We start from the raw sequence: 17530 nt of genomic DNA on the forward strand, positions 1-17530 counted from the left end.
GGAAGACACTAGCCAGCCTGGGTTACGTCGCACGAATCTATAGTCAGAAAAATGATCTCGGCTCAAAGTTTCTCGACGGCCACCTGCGCCCCCATGATGGCCTTGAGCCGCAGCCCCGCAGAATTTGCCCCGAGGAATTCGTGGAACGCACGCATCAGGTCATCTTTCCACCAACCGCGCCTGTGATAATCGTCAAGCATGATTACGCCGCCTTCGATCATCTTGGGCAGCAAAGCATCCAGATCCGTTTTTACGCCCTCGTAGGAATGGTCGCCGTCCAAATAGGCAAACCCGATGCTCTGATCTTCAAACAGGCTTAGCGCCGGTCGCGAATAGTCGCGAATGATCGAAATTTGCCCCTTGGCGATCTCGGTGCTGTATTTACCCGTTACTGCCTCGTATATTCGATCCATATCCTTCTGCGTGCGCGCTCCGGCAAGCGAAGCACCGCCATCTGGGTCTTGCTGTACTTGCCAGGGATCGATGAGGCACAATTTCGAGGGCTTTAGCTCTTCCAGCAGAATCCGCGAAAATTCGCCCTTCCAAACGCCAATTTCAACGCTCAGCCGTCCATGCGGCATGGTCTTGAGCATTTCGCGCCGCAGGGAATCCTTCCGCTCGCGCTGCTCAGCTTGCTTCTTGCGGCGATCCTCAGCAGATACAGCTTCACCCATAGACGTCTTCTCCGGTTGAGGAATTTTGCAACGCTTCAACCAGATCAACCCAATCCGGTCTGGCTCTCAATTCTTCGGCTTTCGACCTGTGCCACTCACATGCTTTATGATGAAGATCAGCCAATTGCGGATCTGCCATCATCTCAGCTTTGATGTCGTGCATAGCCGGCATGTGTTCCAGAATTGAGCGATCCTCAACATCATTGTGGTTCATCATGAGCCAGTATTTGAACCCTTGATCCTGCCCCACATGATTGGTGCGCCCACGGTCGCGCTTGACTAAAAAGCTATCAGTGCTGCGCACAGCATAATGATGAATGCGCGCGAATTCATGGCTGAAACCACGCCATGCTTTCCATTTCACTTGGTCTGCTGGGTAGAGGTTCCCGCCCGAATCCCGCCACAACACGCCTTCGTATGGCGCGTCAGGGTTCGGTGCATCTTCTGGATTGATCCTGGGACGATGGGCGCGAAAACGGCTGAATTTTCCGTTGTTGCGGAACAGCGTTTTGAACCCTTTGGTCCGATGATGCGGATAGCCGTCTTCGGTGGCGGCCAGAAAGAAAGTCTCAGGTACGGGTCGATCAACGAAATCGTTCTGACCCGCGTTTCCGAACATGCGCCAGCAGATCGAGATCGCGTCCGCCACGCCGCTGGCCTCAACGAGGCTTCTTATATCACTATTGGGCAAACGGATATTGATATACTCGTCCACATCCAAACTGAGAATCCAATCCGAAGACAGATAGCTTGGGTGATTCCGCGCAAGCGAAAATGCACGAACCTGAGGCGCAGCGCGCGGACCCAGTCTGTTTCGTTGGTGGTGAGCCCAGCCAAGCACTTGCAACCGGTCACCCATGGCATCGGTACCATCAGCGCAATCATTGGTATAAATCAGAATGTCATCAAAACCGATTGCGTGGTTGTAGGCCACCCAATCGATCATGAAAGGCCCTTCGTTTTTCATCGTTGTTACGATGAGAAAGGTCTCATTCGTCATAAGTTGTTCTCTTGCCTGTGCCGGTGTCGGACTCCTGTCGACCTATTTAGAATAGCACCAGAATTTTGTCCAACCAGGTCGCCAGACAGCCGCAATGCTTGCCGATTAATCTATCTACCGATTCTGTGGGATCACCTCATAACCCGGTTCTTCTGGCTCGTCGTCCAGCATCTCGGTTGGGAACCCTGGCGCCTGGATCTCCAGTCCGGTCGCGTCCTCTAGCCGCCTGATGATGTTCGGGGACAATTCACGCTCACCATATCGCGCGATGCCATCTTCGAAAATCTTGATCATCAATGGGTTTATCTCAAGAGGAACTCCGGCACGGTCGGCGACCTCCTGAAACAGACCGATATCTTTTTTCACCAGGTCCATGGTGAAGGAAATATCGCGCGAGCCGTTCAGGATGACCTGACTTTCGGTCTCGTGCACGAAGGATGTGCCTGACGATATCTTAATCGCCTCATAGGTGGTTCCAAGGTCCATGCCGGCGGCCTTGGCTGTCACCAATGCCTCGGCGCAGGTGATCAGGTTGGCGGTAGCCAGATAATTGGTCAACACCTTCAGAACAGAGGCCGAGCCCAGATCGCCCGTGTGCAAAATGCGCCGCCCCATGGTGGTCAGGAATGGCAGGATACGTTCAAAAGTCTCACGATCACAGCCTGCGAAGATCGAGATATTACCCGTCGCTGCCCGGTGACATCCGCCGGAAACCGGGCAATCCACTGCAGCCCCGCCTCGTTCAATGACCATTGCGCCAAGGCGTTTGACTTCGGCTTCATCGGTGGTCGACATTTCCATCCAGATTTTGCCAGGGCCGACCTCTGGCAACATTTCCTGCATCACCGCATCCGAGGCCGCAGGAGAAGGCAAACAGGTTATCACCGCATCGCAATCACGCATCAGCTGCGCCGGACTTTTGGCGGCTTTGGCACCCTTGGCGACGAATTCGGTCACCAGATCCGGGTTCAGGTCATGAACCGTCAGATCGATACCGTTTCGTAGCAGCGATCCAGATAGCTTGCCCCCTACATTCCCCAGCCCGATAAACCCTACTTTCATGCGCGGTATCCTCCTGTTCGCATCTTGCTGCCATGCCAGCATGTCGTTGCAGAAGTATCATGCCGCCCAGCGACCCCGACAGGTCGCTTTTTATCCGCTTTTTCACGGATCGGCGCGACTCGCTTGACAAGCAACCCTGCCCTGCCGCATGTCCCTTTCGTTGGTGTCTGCGAGAGCAGATGAAAAGGGAATGCGTCAGCGGTTTTTGCCGTCAAACGCAGCCGCCCCCGCGACCGTGACCGGAGAGGGTGCCCAAAGCCACTGGCAGTATGGCCGGGAAGGCGGGACATCCGACAGAGGCCTCCTCTGACATCCGCAAGCCGGGAGACCTGCCAACGCCCGAAGATGAAACCGGACGGGGTGTTCCGGTGTGGGGCTGTGATCGGCCCGCATGAAACCCCGTCCCCCACGAAGAGGATTTGGGGGGATGAGAGACATGACCGAGACCGCACCGGTCGAACTGTTGGTTTGCACTACCTGCCGTCGCGGGCTGCCTGTCGAGGATGACGCCCAGCGCCCCGGCACGTTGCTGCACAAGGCGCTTGAACAGGCGGGCCTGCCCGAAGGCATTACCTTGAAAGCTGTGGAATGCCTGTCGAATTGCGATGAAGGCTGCTCGATCGTGCTACGCGGAGGACCGGATCGCTGGACTTTCGTGTATGAGCATCTGAACGAGATCGACCATGTCGAAACCATCGTCGAAGGCGCAGCCAAATACCTCGCCACCGAGGACGGTTTGGTCAAATGGCGCGAACGTCCCGAACATTTCCGCAAAAACTGTGCGGCCCGCATTCCCCCGATTGGAGCCCTGAAATGAGCAATCTCGAAAAACTCCCCGTCACTGTGATCACCGGCTTTTTGGGCTCGGGCAAAACCACACTGGTGCGCCATCTGATGCAGAACCCGCAGGGCAAGCGTCTGGCGGTGGTCGTCAACGAATTCGGCGATGTCGGCGTCGATGGCGATATCCTGAAGTCCTGCGCCATTCCTGATTGCCCCGCGGAAAACATCATGGAACTGGCCAATGGTTGCATCTGCTGCACCGTGGCCGATGATTTCATCCCGACCATTGAAGCCCTGATGGCACTAGAGCCGCGCCCCGATCACATCCTGATCGAAACCTCCGGTCTTGCCCTGCCTAAACCGTTGTTGAAGGCGTTCGACTGGCCCGATATCCGCTCGAAAATAACCGTCGATGGCGTGATTGCTCTGGCCGACGCCGAGGCCGTGGCCGCTGGTCGGTTCGCTCCGAATGTCGAGGCGGTGGATGCGCAACGCATGGCAGATGACTCGATTGATCATGAAACTCCCTTGTCCGAGGTGTTCGAGGATCAGATTTCCTGCGCCGACATCATTCTGCTGACCAAGCCTGATCTGGCTGGCCCGGAAGGCGTTGCGAAAGCGAAAGAGATCATCGCCGCCGAAGCGCCCCGCCCTCTGCCCGTAGTCGAAGTGGCTGAGGGTGCCGTGGACGTCCGCGTCGTGCTGGGTCTAGAAGCCGCGGCCGAGGATGACATGGACGCGCGTCCCAGCCATCACGACGGCCATCACGATCACGAGCATGACGATTTCGAAAGCATCATCGTTGAACTGCCCGAGCAAACCGATCCGATTGATCTGGTCGCCAAGATTGAACGATTGGCCAACGAGTTGAATATCCTGCGCGTCAAAGGCTATGCCGCCGTTCAGGGCAAGCCCATGCGCCTACTGGTTCAGGCCGTCGGTGCGCGCGTGCGTCACCAATATGACCGCCCATGGGAGCCCCGCGAAGACCGTCGCTCGCGCCTTGTGGTCATTGCCGAGCATGACGATATCAAAGAGGCCGAGATCCGGGATATCCTCGTGGGTGTAACCGAGGCTGCCGAGTAAGACCTATGCACGTCGTCTTCCGCGAAAGCCATGGGCTCGAAGAAACCGAGACCCCGACCGATCTGGGTCAGAGCCCGGCGGACCTGGTGGTGCTGTCCTTTTCCGACAGTGACCTTGGCGCTTTCGCGGCGGGATGGCATCGTGGAGGTGGGCCTGAAGGACGCATGCCAACGATGCGGCTGGCCAATCTGACGGCGCTGAAGCATCCCCTCTCAGTCGACACATATGTCGAGCAGACACTGGAGGGCGCAAAGGGCATCCTGATCCGTCTGATCGGTGGAGTGCCCTATTGGGCGTACGGCTTGCAGCAGGTTCTGGCGCTGGCGCAGGCCAAAGGGATTGCACTGGCCGTGCTGCCCGCAGACGGTCGCGAGGATACGCGGCTGGATGATTACTCTACCCTGCCTGTCTCGACCCTGCGGCGGCTGGCGCATCTGTGCGACACCGGCGGTGAGGTCGCGGCGCAGGCCGCTCTGGCGCAGATGGCACTGGCTGCGGGGTTGTATGCAGGTCCGGTCATGGGCGCGAAGACCATCCCTGAATGCGGCGCCTGGTGCCCGGATCGCGGTGTGATCCCTGCAGAAAACGCTCTGCCCGGTGATGCGAAACGTATCATCGTAACCCTCTATCGTGCTTATCTGACCTCGGCGGACACAGCCCCAATCGCAGCGCTGATCCGCAGCTTGCGCGCGCGGGGTTTTGAGGCAGTCGGCCTGTTTGCCCCGTCGCTCAAAGCACCAAATGCTGCCGATTGGCTGCGCGAGACTATTGTGGCGCTGAAGCCTTCGGCGATCGTCAACGCCACCTCATTCTCTGGCAAGGGCGCATCAGGCACCTCACCTCTCGATGTGGCAGAGGTGCCGGTCTTTCAGGTCGCGCTGGCCACCTCACGCCGCAAAGCGTGGGCCGAAGCGGAACGTGGCCTTTCACCAGCTGATCTTGCCATGCATGTGGTCCTTCCGGAAGTGGACGGGCGGATCAACGCGGGCATCGTATCCTTCAAAGAGCCGGGCAAACGCGACCCGCATCTCGAATATTCTCGCTTCGCTCATCGGGCTGAACCCGAACGGATCGAAGCCATCATCAACCGCATCTCCGGCTGGCTGAACCTTCACGACAAACCCAAAGCGGAGCAGGTTCCGGCGCTGGTACTATCGACCTATCCCGGCAAAGACTGGCAGATGGCACATGCAGTGGGTCTGGATGCGCTGGCCTCGGCTGAGGCAATGTTGCTCGATCTGCAAGGCGAAGGGTATGACACCGCGCCTGCCGAGCCAATTGCTGAAACTCTTCTTGATGCCCGGATTTCATGGCCGCTAGAGGATTATCAGGCGGCGCTGGCGGCGCTGCCGGAAACACTCCGCGCCGATCTCAATAAGGTTTGGGGCACTCCCGAAGACGACCCTGCTTTCACAAACGGCGCATTCCACTTCACTGCGCTGCGTCGCGGAAAGGCTCTGATCGCGCTGCAGCCCGAACGCGGCACACCCGAACTGCGCGATGACGACTATCACGATCTGTCGCGCACACCGCGCCACGCCTACGTCGCCTTTTACTTGTGGCTGCGCAAAGGATTGGGCGCGGATACGCTGATCCATATCGGCGCACATGGCACGCTGGAATGGTTGCCGGGAAAATCAGTCGCCTTGTGCAACGAATGTTGGCCCGAGGCGTTAATCGGCGATCTGCCGGTGATCTACCCCTTCATTGTCAACGACCCCGGCGAGGCCGCGCAGGCCAAGCGCCGGATCGGGGCGGTCACGTTGGGCCATATCCCCCCCCCGATGAAGGAAAGCGGCACACCAGATCGCATGGTGCGACTGGAATCGCTGTTGGACGAGTTCTCGAATGCGGATGGCCTCGACCCCAAACGCCGTGACCGCCTGCAGGAAGATATCCGGGACGAGGCGCAGGCGATCGGGCTGGAAAGCGATCTTGGCCTCGATCAGGCCACCTGTACCGCCGAGGCGATCACGCGCATTGACCGATTTGTCTGCGACATCAAGGAAAGCCAGTTCGGTGATGGGCTGCATATCTTTGGGCGCGTCCCCGATGAGACGGGCAATTTCGACGCTGCCCCCTCAGCCCAAGCTGAACGCTCTGCCCTGATTGACGCTTTAGCGGGCAAACGGATCGAGGCCGGGCCGTCCGGTTCCCCCTATCGCGGGCGTACGGATGTTTTGCCGACCGGGCGGAATCTTTACACGACCGACCCACGCTCGGTTCCCACGCGCGCGGCCTATACACAAGGCGTCAAGCTCGCCGAGGAACTGGTTCGGCGGCACCTGCAAGAAGAAGGCGACTACCCCAAGGGCTTGATCGTCGATCTATGGGGTTCGGCCACTATGCGCACAGCGGGCGAGGAATTCGCCATGGCGCTACACCTGCTGGGAGTGAAGCCGGTTTGGGATAAAGGGTCTGAGCGGGTCTCGGGCATCGAAGTGTTGCCGATCACCGATCTCAGCCGCCCGCGTCTGGACGTAACATTGCGCGTCTCTGGCCTGTTCCGGGACGTGTTCCCGACGCTTTCAGCGCTGTACGGTCAGGCTGTTCGCGCATTGACCAAACGAGATGAAGCACCCGACTGGAATCCTTACGCCGGTCAGGAGCCTGCGGCGCGGGTCTATGGGCCAGCCCCCGGCAGCTATGGTCTGAACATGACTCATCTGTCCGAAATCTATACGGATGAGGCACGCGTGCAAGCGGGTGAGGCTTGGCTTGATGCCAGTTCCTTCGCTTTGGAAGGCGAGCATATAGCGCAAGATAAGGACGGCATCTCTCAGCGCGTCGCCAATGCCGACAGCTTTGTGCACCTACAGGACCTGACCGAAACCGATCTGCTGCTGGCCAACGACTATGCCACGCACGAGGCCGGATTTGCCGCCGCCAAGAAAATCACCGGCGGTACCGCACAGCTCTATCATCTGGACAATACCAACCCGGACAACCCGCGCGCCCGCACCCTGCCCGAGGAAATCAGCCGCGTCGTCTATGCCCGCGCCGCCAACCCGGGATGGATTGCCGGAATGCAGCGGCACGGGTTTCGGGGTGCCGCTGAAATCGCGGCGACGCTGGATCATATGGCATCTTTCGCGCATCTGTCCGGCACAGTCGCACCGCATCTGTTCGATCTGTACCACGACGCCACGCTGGGCAATGAAGAGGTCGACGCCTTCCTGCAACAGGCAAACCCGCAAGCACATCAGGCCATGCAGGATCGGTTCCGGGCACTGCTGGAGGCAGGGCTATGGCATACCCGCCGGAACTCGATCCGCGCCGAACTGGAGGGGTTGGGATGAGTGCGCCCATCGTGCAGGGCTGGTGCCCCGGTGCCCATCGCCCGATGATGTCCGGTGATGGGCTGGTCGTGCGTGTGCGCCCTCGGCTGGCGCGCCTGGATGCCCAACAGGCGATAGGGCTGTGCGAATTGGCGGAACGGTTCGGCAATGGCACGATCGACCTTACCAACCGCGCCAACCTTCAGCTGCGTGGAGTAAAGGAAACCGACCATCAATCCTTGTTGGCCGCGCTTTCCTCGCTGAACCTTCTGGACGCCGAACCCGGAATCGAAATTCGCCGCAACATTCTGGTCTCGCCACTCTATGAAGCCGGTGATCTGACCGCTCGGCTGACACAGGAATTGATCCAGCGTCTGGCCGAGCTTCCGGATTTACCTGCCAAGTTCGGCTTTGCAATCGACACAGGTTCCGAGCGTTTATTGGCCGATGACTCGGCTGATATCCGGCTTGAACTCGGTTCAGGCGGCCTGATCTTGCGCGCGGACGGGGCTGAAACCGGGCGAGCGGTAAGCGAAGCCCAAGCCATCGACCTAATGATCGCGTTGGCGCAGTGGTTTGCGCAAACCCACACAACCGAGACCCGCCGCATGGCGCGGACCGTTGCCACATATGGTTTGCCCAGCGAGTGGCAAGGCAGCGCGCCCGGCCCCATTGGCGTGCCTCTTCAGCCGGGAGCCTGCGTGCAGGGGACACTCTATGGCGCTGCCTTTGGGCAGCTACCGGCGCGGCAACTCCATTTGCTGATCGAAAACAGCAACGCCACTGCCCTGCGGGTCACACCATGGCGGCTGTTCCTGTTGGAAGGCGGGACGGCGATACCCGCCCTTGACTTTGTCACAGATGGCACCGACCCGCTGAGAACAACCGACGCCTGCCCCGGCGCGCCATACTGCCCGCAGGCGCAGGTCGAAACCCGCGGTGTGGCGCGCGCCCTGGCCGCGCGCGTTGCAGGCAGCCTGCATGTATCGGGCTGCGCCAAGGGATGCGCCCGAATGGGTCCGGCCGATGTCACTTTGGTTGGCAATTCCGGACGATTTGACCTTGTCAAACAAGGCCGTGCGGGGGATGAGCCCTGCCAACGCGGCCTGACCGAAGAAACACTCATGACCATGGACTTCACCTGATGCCCTATGAATACGAAACCGACGGCGCGGCGATCTACAAGCAGAGCTTTGCCACCATCCGATCCGAGGCTGATCTGGCCCGGTTCGATGCCGATGAAGAACAGGTCGCCGTTCGGATGATCCACGCCGCAGGGATGGTCGGGCTGGAAGAGTTCGTCCATTTCTCGGACGGTTTTGTCTCGGCAGCGCGTTCCGCGCTGGAAAATGGCGCGCCGATCCTGTGTGATGCCCGCATGGTCAGCGAAGGCGTCACCCGCTTTCGCCTGCCCGCTGATAACGAAGTGATCTGCACCCTGCATGACGAGCGCGTGCGCCCTCTGGCTGCCGAAATGAGCAACACGCGCTCTGCCGCCGCGCTAGAGCTGTGGCGTCCGCATCTGCAAGGAGCACTGGTCGCGATCGGTAACGCCCCTACCGCGCTTTTCCACCTTCTGAACATGTTGGAAGATCCCGACTGCCCACGCCCCGCTGCCATTATCGGCTGCCCGGTGGGCTTCGTCGGAGCGGTCGAGTCCAAGGATGCCTTGTGGGAAGCGCAGCCAGTACCATCCTGTATCGTCAAAGGCCGTTTGGGAGGCAGTGCGATCACAGTTGCTGCCATCAATGCTATCGCGAGCCGCACGGAATGAGCGGGGGTAAAATATACGGCGTGGGCCTCGGCCCCGGCGATCCGGACCTGATGAGTGTCCGTGCGGACCGCCTGCTGCGCAATGCCCGCCATGTGGCGTTTTTTCGCAAACCTGGCCGCACAGGTCAGGCCCGCAAGATCGTCAATGGAATGATCCCCGGCGATGCCATCGAGATTCCAATGGAGTATCCGGTAACAACCGAAATCCCGGTGACGGATCCAAGGTATAATGAACTCCTTTCGGTGTTTTACGAAGACTGTGCCGCACATCTGAAATCACTTACCGAAAATGGTGAGGATGTAGTGGTTCTGTGCGAAGGCGATCCGTTCTTCTATGGATCATTTATGCACCTTTACAATCGACTACGAGACATATCTGAAGTCGAAGTCGTACCTGCCATAACCGGCATGTCCGGCGCTTGGACCGCAACCGGTGACCCGATAACTTGGGGCGACGATGTCCTCACGGTTCTTGTTGGAACCTTGCCCGAGGATACTCTGACTGAACGCATGACCCAGACCGACGCGCTGGTTGTCATGAAGATCGGGCGGAACTTCGACAAGGTAAAGCGCGCGCTGAAACAGGCCGGGCTGTATGACCGCGCGTGGATCGTCGAATACGCTCAGATGCCGAACCAACGGGTCTGCAAACTGTCTGATAATTGCGAAGGGATCACGCCCTATTTCTCAATCATTCTGGTTCATGGACAGGGACGCCGACCATGAGCGGTTGGGTCAAGATCGCTGGCCTTGGGCCTGGAAACGAAGCACTGGTCACTCCCGAAGTCACTGCCGCGCTGGCAGAAGCGACGGACGTGGTTGGCTACATCCCTTATGTTGCTCGGGTGGCCGAGCGAGAGGGGTTGACCCTGCACGCCAGCGATAACCGTGTCGAGATCGACCGCTCTCAGCACGCTTTGCAAATGGCGGCCGACGGTAAGCGCGTCGTTGTAGTCTCGTCAGGGGATCCCGGCGTGTTTGCGATGGCCGCAGCGGTGTTTGAAGCGCTTGAAAACGGGCCGAATGACTGGCGCGACATACAGATCGAAGTGTTGCCCGGGATCACTGCGATGCTGGCGGCTTCGGCCCGCGCTGGGGCACCGTTAGGGCATGATTTCTGCGCCATCAACCTGAGCGACAACCTGAAGCCATGGCCACTGATCGAAAAGCGCCTCCGACTTGCCGCGCAGGGCGATTTCGCCATGGCGTTCTATAACCCTCGCTCGAAGTCTCGACCGGAAGGGTTTGAAAAAACGCTGGAAATCCTGCGGGAGGAATGTGAGCCGGAACGCCTGATCCTGTTCGCACGCGCTGTATCCCGCGAGGATGAGGCTTTGCGGATTTCAACTCTGGAAGAAGCCACGGCAGATATGGCGGACATGCAGACCGTCGTCATCGTCGGCTCGTCCCTGACACGCATAGTCGAGCGCAACAGCGCCCCGATCGTCTACACCCCGAGATTCACGCTGGCCAAGGATTAAGTATGCGCCAGCCAGTCCAAGACCTGCGTGACATTTGCCAACTCGGTCCGTTTCGGCAGGGTCGGACGGTCTATCATCAGAACCGGCAAGCCCAGCGCCCTTGCGGCATCCAGTTTGGCCCGCGCGCCGGTGCCACCCGCATTCTTGGATACAATCAATTGCGTATGGTGACGTTCCATCAAGGCCCGGTCCTCTTCAACAGAAAACGGGCCCCGCGAAACGATCACATCGCTTTTCGGAAGCGGCAATGCGTCCGGATCGTCTACAAGCCGCAAAAGATAGTGATGCTGAGGTTGGGCTGCGAAGTCATGAAGATGCATGCGGCCAACTGCCAGGAAGACACGGCGGGCTGGACCGGCCAGAGCTTCAACCGCACCTTCAATATCCGGTACGTGCTGCCAGTTGTCCCCGTCTTGCGCGACCCAAGCAGGTCGCGTCAAAGCGGCCAAGGGCGTTGCGCCCCCCGCACAGGCTTCCACCGCATTTCGGCTCATCTGTGCCGCAAAGGGATGAGTCGCATCGACAACATGGCTGACGCCGTGCTCGTGAATGTACCGCGCCAGTCCCGCTGCACCACCAAACCCGCCCACGCGCATCGGCACGGGTTGCGAGCGCGGGTTATCGACACGTCCAGCGTAGGAATATGTAGCGGGAATGCCTTGATCGGCAACCGATTTTGCCAGAGCATTCGCCTCGGTCGTGCCACCAAGAATCAGGAGGTTGGGCATGTCTGAAACTCCGTGGCTGACTGTTTTGGGTTTGGGCGAAGATGGACTGGATGGCCTGTCCCCTGCAAGCCGTCAAGTGCTGGACCGCGCTGAGATTGTCATGGGTCCGACACGCCACCTGTCGTTGATCCCAGACAGCGCGGCGGAACGGATTGAATGGCCGGTCCCATTTGCCGATGGCCTGCCAATTCTGACCGGATTGCGCGGTCGGCAGACCGTTGTGCTGGCCTCGGGTGATCCGTTCTGGTTCGGGGCCGGGTCCGTTATCGCGCGCAATTTCGGAACGAACGAATGGATTGCCCTACCCGGCCAGTCGACCTTTTCGCTTGCTGCTGCGCGGCTTGGTTGGCCGCTTGAAAACACGTTGACCTTCGGGCTACATGCCGCGCCTCTTACGCGCCTTCGCCCTCACTTGGCACCCGGCCTGCGCGCGATTCTCTTGCTGCGCGATGGCAAAGCCGTAGCCGAGCTTGCGACCTATCTGGGCGAAACCGATTTTGCCGATTGCACTCTACACGTCATGGAAGCGCTCGGTGGCCCCCGTGAACGCGCGCGCAGCATGTCGCTGACCGCGGCGTTGCTTGGAACCTTCGAACATCCGGTTTGTGTCGGTCTTGATGTCGCGGGTACTGGGCGTGCCTTTCCCAAAGCCTCGGGAAAACCCGATGACATCTTTGAAACCGACGGCCAGATCACCAAGCGCCCCATTCGCGCGCTAACCCTGTCGGCGCTTGCCCCTCAGCGGGGTGAGCATCTGTGGGATATTGGCGGCGGCACCGGTTCGATCAGCATCGAATGGCTGATGTGCGATCCGACGCTAACTGCAACGACTATCGAGCCGCGTGCTGATCGGGCCGAACGCATTCGCCGCAATGCCAATACGTTAGGGCAGGATCGGTTGTGCGTTGTGCACGGTTCGGCACCAGAGTCATTGGCTGATCTTGACCGACCCGATGTGGTGTTCATCGGTGGCGGTCTGAGTGCGGATCTGCTGAACTGGCTACACGCTAATCTTCAGGCCGGCACGCGGCTGATCGCCAACGCGGTGACATTGGAAAGCGAAGCGTTACTAGCTGAATGGCACGACAAGCTCGGCGGAGACCTGCTGCGCATCGAACTGGCGCAGGCAGCTGCGCTTGGTCCACGGCGAGGCTGGAAATCTGCCTACCCAGTGGTGCAGTGGAGCCTCACGTTATGATCGTCGCGGGGTTAGGTTTCTCATCCTCTGCTACGCTGGCCAGTCTTCGTGCCGCTTTCGAGCTTGCCTCGACAGGAAAAACTGTCGATGCCCTTGCGACCGTTGCGGACAAGGACGGACACGCCGCACTTGCCGCGCTTGCAGAAGCAACTGAGCTGCCGATACATTTCATTCCGGCAAATGATCTTGCCGAACAACGCACACTTACTTGCTCAGCCCGCAGTCGCGCCACATATGGCACCGGCAGCGTGGCCGAAGCATCCGCTCTTGCTGCCGCCGGACATGGCGCGCGGCTGATTTCACCCAGACAAATCTCGGACGACAGGCTTGCAACCTGCGCCGTCGCCATCGGAGGACAGACATGACCGTTCATTTCATCGGCGCCGGACCGGGCGCCGCCGACCTGCTAACCCTGCGCGGGCGCGATATCATCGGCTCCTGCCCGGTGTGCCTCTATGCGGGTTCATTGGTACCCGAGGAGATTCTGGGCCACTGCCCCGAAGGCGCGAAGATCGTAAACACCGCACCCATGGATCTGGATCAGATCATGGCCGAAATCGAAGCAGCGCATAAAGCTGGACAGGACGTGGCGCGGCTGCATTCCGGGGACCTCTCGGTCTGGTCGGCGATGGGTGAGCAAATCAGACGTCTGAAAGAGATGGGTGTCCCGGTCAGCGTCACGCCCGGTGTACCCTCGTTTGCGGCTGCGGCTGCAGCGCTCGGGACCGAGCTGACACTGCCCGGTCTGGCGCAATCAGTGGTCTTGACCCGCACGCCCGGGCGTGCGTCTTCGATGCCGGAAGGCGAGACACTGAAAAACTTCGCTAAAACAGGTGCGACTTTGGCTATCCACCTTTCGATCGGAAATCTGGATAACGTCATCGCCGACCTGACACCTGCCTATGGGACAGACTGCCCGGTCGCCGTGGTCTACCGCGCTAGTTGGCCGGATGAGAAGATCATCCGCGCAACGCTTGCCACGTTGAAGGAGGCACTGGACAACAGCATCTCGCGCACCGCACTGATCATGGTTGGTCCGGCGCTTGCAGGTGAAGGGTTTGACGAAAGCTGTCTGTATTCCAAGACATATGACCGCCGCTATCGCCCTCAAAGCGCCGACAGTCCGTGGTCGAGCTGGAGCCATGGTGATGACTAACCCCCCCGGAATACTGATTTCCGCTCCGTCATCGGGTACAGGCAAGACCACAGTCATGCTAGGATTGCTCCGGGCGCTGGCCGAGGACGGCTTGACCGTACAACCGTTCAAAAGCGGACCGGACTACATCGACCCGGCTTTTCACCGGGCTGCGGCAGGCCGTGCCTCGTTCAATCTGGATAGCTGGGCGATGGGGGAGACGCTGCTAAGCGCGATCTCTGAGCAGGCGACGGGCGCGGATATTGTAGTGGCCGAGGGCTCGATGGGTCTGTTTGATGGTGTCGCCAAACCCGGAGAGCTGGGGCATGGGTCGAGCGCTGAAACGGCGCTGCGCATGGGATGGCCGGTCGTTCTGGTCCTGGATGTCGGAGGACAGGCGCAATCGGCGGCGGCGACCGCGCTTGGCTTTCGGATGTATAACCCCGATCTACCTTTTGCCGGGGTGATCCTGAACCGCTGTGCCAGCCCAAGACATGAGCGGCTGACGCGGCTGGGCATGGAACGGGCTGGATTGCCGGTTCTGGGCGTTCTTCCGCGCCGAGGTGATCTGACTCTGCCCGAAAGACATCTAGGCCTGATCCAGGCGGTTGAGCATCCGGATCTGGAAACGGCAATCGCCGGATATGCCGCATTCCTGCGTGAACATGTCGATCTGGATGCGATCAAACGGGCGGCCTCCTCAGGCCCTGCTGGGCCATCGTCAGCCGCGTTGCCGCGACCCCCGGCGCAGAGGATCGCACTGGCCCGTGATGCAGCGTTTTCATTTACTTACCCGCATCTGCTGGAAGGGTGGCGCAGCGCCGGTGCAGAAATACTGCCCTTTTCGCCACTGGCAAACGAAGCCCCAACCGCAGACGCTGAACTGGTCTGGCTACCGGGGGGCTATCCCGAGCTGCACGCAGGAACATTGGCGGCAGCAGATACCTTCTTGACGGGGCTGCGTAAACACGCGGAAACGCGGCCCGTGCATGGTGAATGCGGGGGGTACATGGCATTGGGGGAAGTTCTGGTCGACAAGGAAGGCGCCCCACATCAGATGGCGGGGTTGTTGGGTCTGCAAACCTCATACCAAAAGCGCAAATTCAACCTTGGTTATCGCAGGGCTGAGCTTTTGGCGTCGATGCCGGGCTTTGCCAAGGGTACAGCCTTGCGCGGACATGAGTTCCACTATTCCTCGATCATCGAACAACCTGACGCTCCTCTTGCGCGAGTCTTCGATGCCGAGGGGGCCGAAGGCCCTCAGACAGGATCGCGACGTGGCAATGTCACCGGAACATTTTTCCATCTTATTGCAGAGGCCTCGGCATGACCGGTTTTGTCTCTTTCATTGGCTCCGGTCCGGGTGATCCGGAGCTACTAACGCTCAAGGCCGTAGACCGGATGCAGAAGGCCGATGCGGTGCTGTTTGATGATCTCAGCAGCGGCCCGATCCTGACCCATGCGCGTGACGATGCTGATCTGGTTGGTGTTGGCAAACGCGCCGGTCGCCCTTCGCCCAAGCAGGATCACGTCAGCCGATTGTTGGTGGAGTATGCGCAGACCGGTCAGCAGGTGGTACGCCTGAAATCCGGTGACGGAGGATTATTCGGTCGACTGGAGGAAGAACTGGTCGCGTTGCAGGCAGCCGGCATCAAATATGAGATCATTCCCGGCATCCCCTCTGCCGTCGCGGCGGCAGCTGCCGCTGGTATCCCTCTGACCCGACGCCTGACTGCACGTCGTGTTCAATTCGTCACCGGGCATGACGTAAGTGGCAAATTGCCGACCGATCTGAACCTTCCCGCCCTGGCTGACGCTACCGCGACAACGGTCGTATTTATGGGCAAGCGCACTTTTCCCTTGCTGGTCGAAGCCCTGAGCGCGCATGGCTTGCCTTTGGACACGCCTGCATTGATGGCCGAATCTGTTTCAACTCCTGAGCAATCCTTGCATCGCTCCACAATCGGAGACCTGTCCGACAAGCTGCGATCCGAGGTTGGAACCGCCCCGGCCCTGATCCTGTATGGCCCGCTGGCAGAGTTCGAAGATGTTTGAACTGATCCTGATCGGAATCGGAACGGGTAATCCCGACCACCTGACCTTTCAGGGGGCGAAGGCGATCAGATCAGCGGACCTGATCCTGATCCCGCGAAAAGGAGAGAACAAAGCTGATCTGGCCGGTTTGCGCGAAGACATCATCTCGCAGGTCACCGACAAACCTGCACGGATCGCCTATTTCGACGTTCCCAAACGCCGGGCAGATGACGGCTATCTCCGAGGCGTCGACGAATGGCACGACGCAATTGCCCTGCGCTGGCACGAGGCGATTTCAGCCTACCCGGACGCGCAGAAGGTGGCGTTGCTGATCTGGGGTGATCCGTCGCTGTATGACAGTTCGCTAAGAATTGCAGCGCGGCTGGACCCGCAACCGCAAGTCCAGGTTATTCCGGGAATCACAGCGTTACAGGCATTGACTGCAGCCCATGCGATCCCGATCAATGAGCTGGGCGCGCCCTATGTCGTGACCACAGGCCGTCGCATCCGCGATGATGGATGGCCTGAAACGGCGTCGAAAGTGGCCGTAATGCTGGATGGCGAATGCTCGTTCCAGAGCCTGAAGATGACCGATTATGACATCTGGTGGGCGGCATATGTGGGCATGAAAGAAGAGATTCTGATCAAAGGCCCATTGGCGGATGTGGCGCAAGACATTCTGGATACCCGCGCGCAGGCCCGTTCTGATCACGGCTGGATCATGGATATCTATCTGCTGAAGAAACGTGCGGCCTGACGCGCGCACAGGATTGTGAGCCCCGTTTCAGCGCTTTTCTGTCATCAATTCCCCAGTCAACAGGAAGGGAAAGAACATGAGGGCGCTTTGGGCTGCGATCTGCCTGCTGGCGATGCCTGCTGGGGCCGACGGCATCGAACCTCTTACTGGATGGGCGGTTTACTCCAGCGGAAAAAGCTATGAGACCCTCGTGGATGACACAAAGGCCGCGGTAAAGGAAAACGGCCTGATCGTTGTGACACAGGCCGGGCCGACCAAAGCGGCGGCCTCGCGCGGTATCACCATTCCGGGCAACCGGGTGATTGGCGCATTCAACAACGATTACGCAGTTCGGGTTCTTGAAACCTCGACCAACGCGATGATCGAAGCGCCCATCCGTTTCTACGTGACCGAGAACGAGGACGGCACTGCAACCCTTTCTTACAAGACACCAAGCTTCGTCTTTGCCCCTTACGCAGACGAGGGCGGAGACGCTCTGCGCGAGATTGCCACAGAATTGGACGCAAAGTTTCAGGCCGTAGCGGAAAACGCCGTCAAATAG

The 17530-nt window shown here is 59.5% G+C and carries 18 protein-coding genes and 1 riboswitch; of the genes, 14 read left to right on the plus strand and 4 right to left on the minus strand.

From position 1 onward, the window contains the following. Positions 1-62: 62 nt before the first annotated feature. The 3 genes from ACR0AH_RS09820 to ACR0AH_RS09830 all read right to left on the minus strand — a co-directional run bounded on the left by ACR0AH_RS09820 (position 63) and on the right by ACR0AH_RS09830 (position 2778). The gene (locus tag ACR0AH_RS09820) at positions 63-674 is read right to left on the minus strand and encodes a class I SAM-dependent methyltransferase (RefSeq protein ID WP_480591736.1); all 612 of its coding nucleotides are present in this window, start codon (positions 672-674) and stop codon (positions 63-65) included. After that, the gene (locus tag ACR0AH_RS09825) at positions 667-1674 is read right to left on the minus strand and encodes a glycosyltransferase family 2 protein (RefSeq protein ID WP_480591739.1); all 1008 of its coding nucleotides are present in this window, start codon (positions 1672-1674) and stop codon (positions 667-669) included. Before ACR0AH_RS09825 ends, ACR0AH_RS09820 begins: the two co-directional genes overlap by 8 nt. Positions 1675-1788: 114 nt before the next feature. Then, the gene (locus ACR0AH_RS09830; RefSeq protein ID WP_480591742.1) at positions 1789-2778 is read right to left on the minus strand and encodes an NAD(P)-dependent oxidoreductase; all 990 of its coding nucleotides are present in this window, start codon (positions 2776-2778) and stop codon (positions 1789-1791) included. A 102-nt stretch (positions 2779-2880) separates the two neighbouring features. After that, positions 2881-3087, plus strand: a riboswitch (cobalamin riboswitch). A gap of 85 nt (positions 3088-3172) precedes the next feature. Here ACR0AH_RS09830 and ACR0AH_RS09835 point away from each other — a divergent pair. The 7 genes from ACR0AH_RS09835 to cobJ are packed head-to-tail and all read left to right on the plus strand — an operon-like array spanning position 3173 to position 11137. Further along, positions 3173-3553 (plus strand): DUF1636 family protein, encoded by a 381-nt coding sequence (locus ACR0AH_RS09835; protein ID WP_170391837.1) that lies wholly within the window; start codon positions 3173-3175, stop codon positions 3551-3553. Next, positions 3550-4605, plus strand: a complete 1056-nt coding sequence (cobW, locus tag ACR0AH_RS09840; protein ID WP_480567149.1) for a cobalamin biosynthesis protein CobW — start codon at positions 3550-3552, stop codon at positions 4603-4605. The genes ACR0AH_RS09835 and cobW overlap by 4 nt, the downstream gene beginning before the upstream one ends. Before the next feature lie 5 nt (positions 4606-4610). Continuing rightward, on the plus strand, positions 4611-7904 hold the full coding sequence (cobN, locus tag ACR0AH_RS09845; RefSeq protein ID WP_480591745.1) for a cobaltochelatase subunit CobN: 3294 nt from the start codon (positions 4611-4613) through the stop codon (positions 7902-7904). Continuing rightward, positions 7901-9028 carry a precorrin-3B synthase gene (gene cobG / locus ACR0AH_RS09850; RefSeq protein ID WP_480591747.1) on the plus strand — a complete coding sequence of 376 codons (1128 nt, stop codon included), beginning with the start codon at positions 7901-7903 and terminating at the stop codon, positions 9026-9028. The genes cobN and cobG overlap by 4 nt, the downstream gene beginning before the upstream one ends. Continuing rightward, entirely contained in the window at positions 9028-9657 is a 630-nt protein-coding gene (locus tag ACR0AH_RS09855; protein ID WP_170594882.1) for a precorrin-8X methylmutase, read from the plus strand. Before cobG ends, ACR0AH_RS09855 begins: the two co-directional genes overlap by 1 nt. Continuing rightward, the gene (locus ACR0AH_RS09860) at positions 9654-10382 is read left to right on the plus strand and encodes a precorrin-2 C(20)-methyltransferase (protein WP_170391847.1); all 729 of its coding nucleotides are present in this window, start codon (positions 9654-9656) and stop codon (positions 10380-10382) included. The genes ACR0AH_RS09855 and ACR0AH_RS09860 overlap by 4 nt, the downstream gene beginning before the upstream one ends. Then, a complete protein-coding gene (gene cobJ, locus ACR0AH_RS09865) occupies positions 10379-11137 on the plus strand; it encodes a precorrin-3B C(17)-methyltransferase (protein ID WP_170512163.1) in 759 nt (252 codons plus the stop codon). The genes ACR0AH_RS09860 and cobJ overlap by 4 nt, the downstream gene beginning before the upstream one ends. Here the strand turns inward: cobJ and ACR0AH_RS09870 are convergent. Next, positions 11134-11865: a cobalt-precorrin-6A reductase gene (locus tag ACR0AH_RS09870; protein WP_170391851.1), complete on the minus strand. Its 732-nt coding sequence runs from the start codon at positions 11863-11865 to the stop codon at positions 11134-11136. The genes cobJ and ACR0AH_RS09870 overlap by 4 nt on opposite strands. Here ACR0AH_RS09870 and cbiE point away from each other — a divergent pair. From cbiE to ACR0AH_RS09905, 7 genes are all read left to right on the plus strand, one after another. Beyond that, positions 11864-13063 (plus strand): precorrin-6y C5,15-methyltransferase (decarboxylating) subunit CbiE, encoded by a 1200-nt coding sequence (cbiE, locus tag ACR0AH_RS09875; RefSeq protein ID WP_480591749.1) that lies wholly within the window; start codon positions 11864-11866, stop codon positions 13061-13063. The genes ACR0AH_RS09870 and cbiE overlap by 2 nt on opposite strands. Further along, on the plus strand, positions 13060-13428 hold the full coding sequence (locus tag ACR0AH_RS09880; protein WP_170732869.1) for a cobalamin biosynthesis protein: 369 nt from the start codon (positions 13060-13062) through the stop codon (positions 13426-13428). Before cbiE ends, ACR0AH_RS09880 begins: the two co-directional genes overlap by 4 nt. Beyond that, positions 13425-14219 (plus strand): precorrin-4 C(11)-methyltransferase, encoded by a 795-nt coding sequence (gene cobM, locus ACR0AH_RS09885; RefSeq protein ID WP_480591752.1) that lies wholly within the window; start codon positions 13425-13427, stop codon positions 14217-14219. The genes ACR0AH_RS09880 and cobM overlap by 4 nt, the downstream gene beginning before the upstream one ends. Further along, positions 14206-15528 (plus strand): cobyrinic acid a,c-diamide synthase CobB, encoded by a 1323-nt coding sequence (locus tag ACR0AH_RS09890; RefSeq protein ID WP_480586523.1) that lies wholly within the window; start codon positions 14206-14208, stop codon positions 15526-15528. The genes cobM and ACR0AH_RS09890 overlap by 14 nt, the downstream gene beginning before the upstream one ends. Continuing rightward, a complete protein-coding gene (gene cobA, locus ACR0AH_RS09895; protein ID WP_480591754.1) occupies positions 15525-16253 on the plus strand; it encodes a uroporphyrinogen-III C-methyltransferase in 729 nt (242 codons plus the stop codon). The genes ACR0AH_RS09890 and cobA overlap by 4 nt, the downstream gene beginning before the upstream one ends. Then, on the plus strand, positions 16246-16989 hold the full coding sequence (cobF, locus tag ACR0AH_RS09900; protein WP_223116743.1) for a precorrin-6A synthase (deacetylating): 744 nt from the start codon (positions 16246-16248) through the stop codon (positions 16987-16989). The genes cobA and cobF overlap by 8 nt, the downstream gene beginning before the upstream one ends. 76 nt (positions 16990-17065) lie before the next feature. After that, positions 17066-17530, plus strand: coding sequence for a DUF302 domain-containing protein (locus tag ACR0AH_RS09905; RefSeq protein ID WP_480591757.1), 465 nt, complete (start codon positions 17066-17068; stop codon positions 17528-17530).

Source organism: Ruegeria sp. AM5 (assembly GCF_056540645.1).

Coding starts and splice junctions, on each gene's coding strand:
- ACR0AH_RS09890 (WP_480586523.1), top strand. CDS start 14,206: ATGGTGATGACTAACCCCCCCGGAATACTGATTTCCGCTCCGTCATCG.
- cobG (WP_480591747.1), top strand. CDS start 7,901: ATGAGTGCGCCCATCGTGCAGGGCTGGTGCCCCGGTGCCCATCGCCCG.
- ACR0AH_RS09870 (WP_170391851.1), bottom strand. CDS start 11,865: ATGCCCAACCTCCTGATTCTTGGTGGCACGACCGAGGCGAATGCTCTG.
- ACR0AH_RS09820 (WP_480591736.1), bottom strand. CDS start 674: ATGGGTGAAGCTGTATCTGCTGAGGATCGCCGCAAGAAGCAAGCTGAG.
- ACR0AH_RS09825 (WP_480591739.1), bottom strand. CDS start 1,674: ATGACGAATGAGACCTTTCTCATCGTAACAACGATGAAAAACGAAGGG.
- ACR0AH_RS09835 (WP_170391837.1), top strand. CDS start 3,173: ATGACCGAGACCGCACCGGTCGAACTGTTGGTTTGCACTACCTGCCGT.
- cobJ (WP_170512163.1), top strand. CDS start 10,379: ATGAGCGGTTGGGTCAAGATCGCTGGCCTTGGGCCTGGAAACGAAGCA.
- ACR0AH_RS09905 (WP_480591757.1), top strand. CDS start 17,066: ATGAGGGCGCTTTGGGCTGCGATCTGCCTGCTGGCGATGCCTGCTGGG.
- cobA (WP_480591754.1), top strand. CDS start 15,525: ATGACCGGTTTTGTCTCTTTCATTGGCTCCGGTCCGGGTGATCCGGAG.
- ACR0AH_RS09860 (WP_170391847.1), top strand. CDS start 9,654: ATGAGCGGGGGTAAAATATACGGCGTGGGCCTCGGCCCCGGCGATCCG.
- ACR0AH_RS09855 (WP_170594882.1), top strand. CDS start 9,028: ATGCCCTATGAATACGAAACCGACGGCGCGGCGATCTACAAGCAGAGC.
- cobF (WP_223116743.1), top strand. CDS start 16,246: ATGTTTGAACTGATCCTGATCGGAATCGGAACGGGTAATCCCGACCAC.
- cobM (WP_480591752.1), top strand. CDS start 13,425: ATGACCGTTCATTTCATCGGCGCCGGACCGGGCGCCGCCGACCTGCTA.
- ACR0AH_RS09830 (WP_480591742.1), bottom strand. CDS start 2,778: ATGCTGGCATGGCAGCAAGATGCGAACAGGAGGATACCGCGCATGAAA.
- ACR0AH_RS09880 (WP_170732869.1), top strand. CDS start 13,060: ATGATCGTCGCGGGGTTAGGTTTCTCATCCTCTGCTACGCTGGCCAGT.
- cbiE (WP_480591749.1), top strand. CDS start 11,864: ATGTCTGAAACTCCGTGGCTGACTGTTTTGGGTTTGGGCGAAGATGGA.
- cobN (WP_480591745.1), top strand. CDS start 4,611: ATGCACGTCGTCTTCCGCGAAAGCCATGGGCTCGAAGAAACCGAGACC.
- cobW (WP_480567149.1), top strand. CDS start 3,550: ATGAGCAATCTCGAAAAACTCCCCGTCACTGTGATCACCGGCTTTTTG.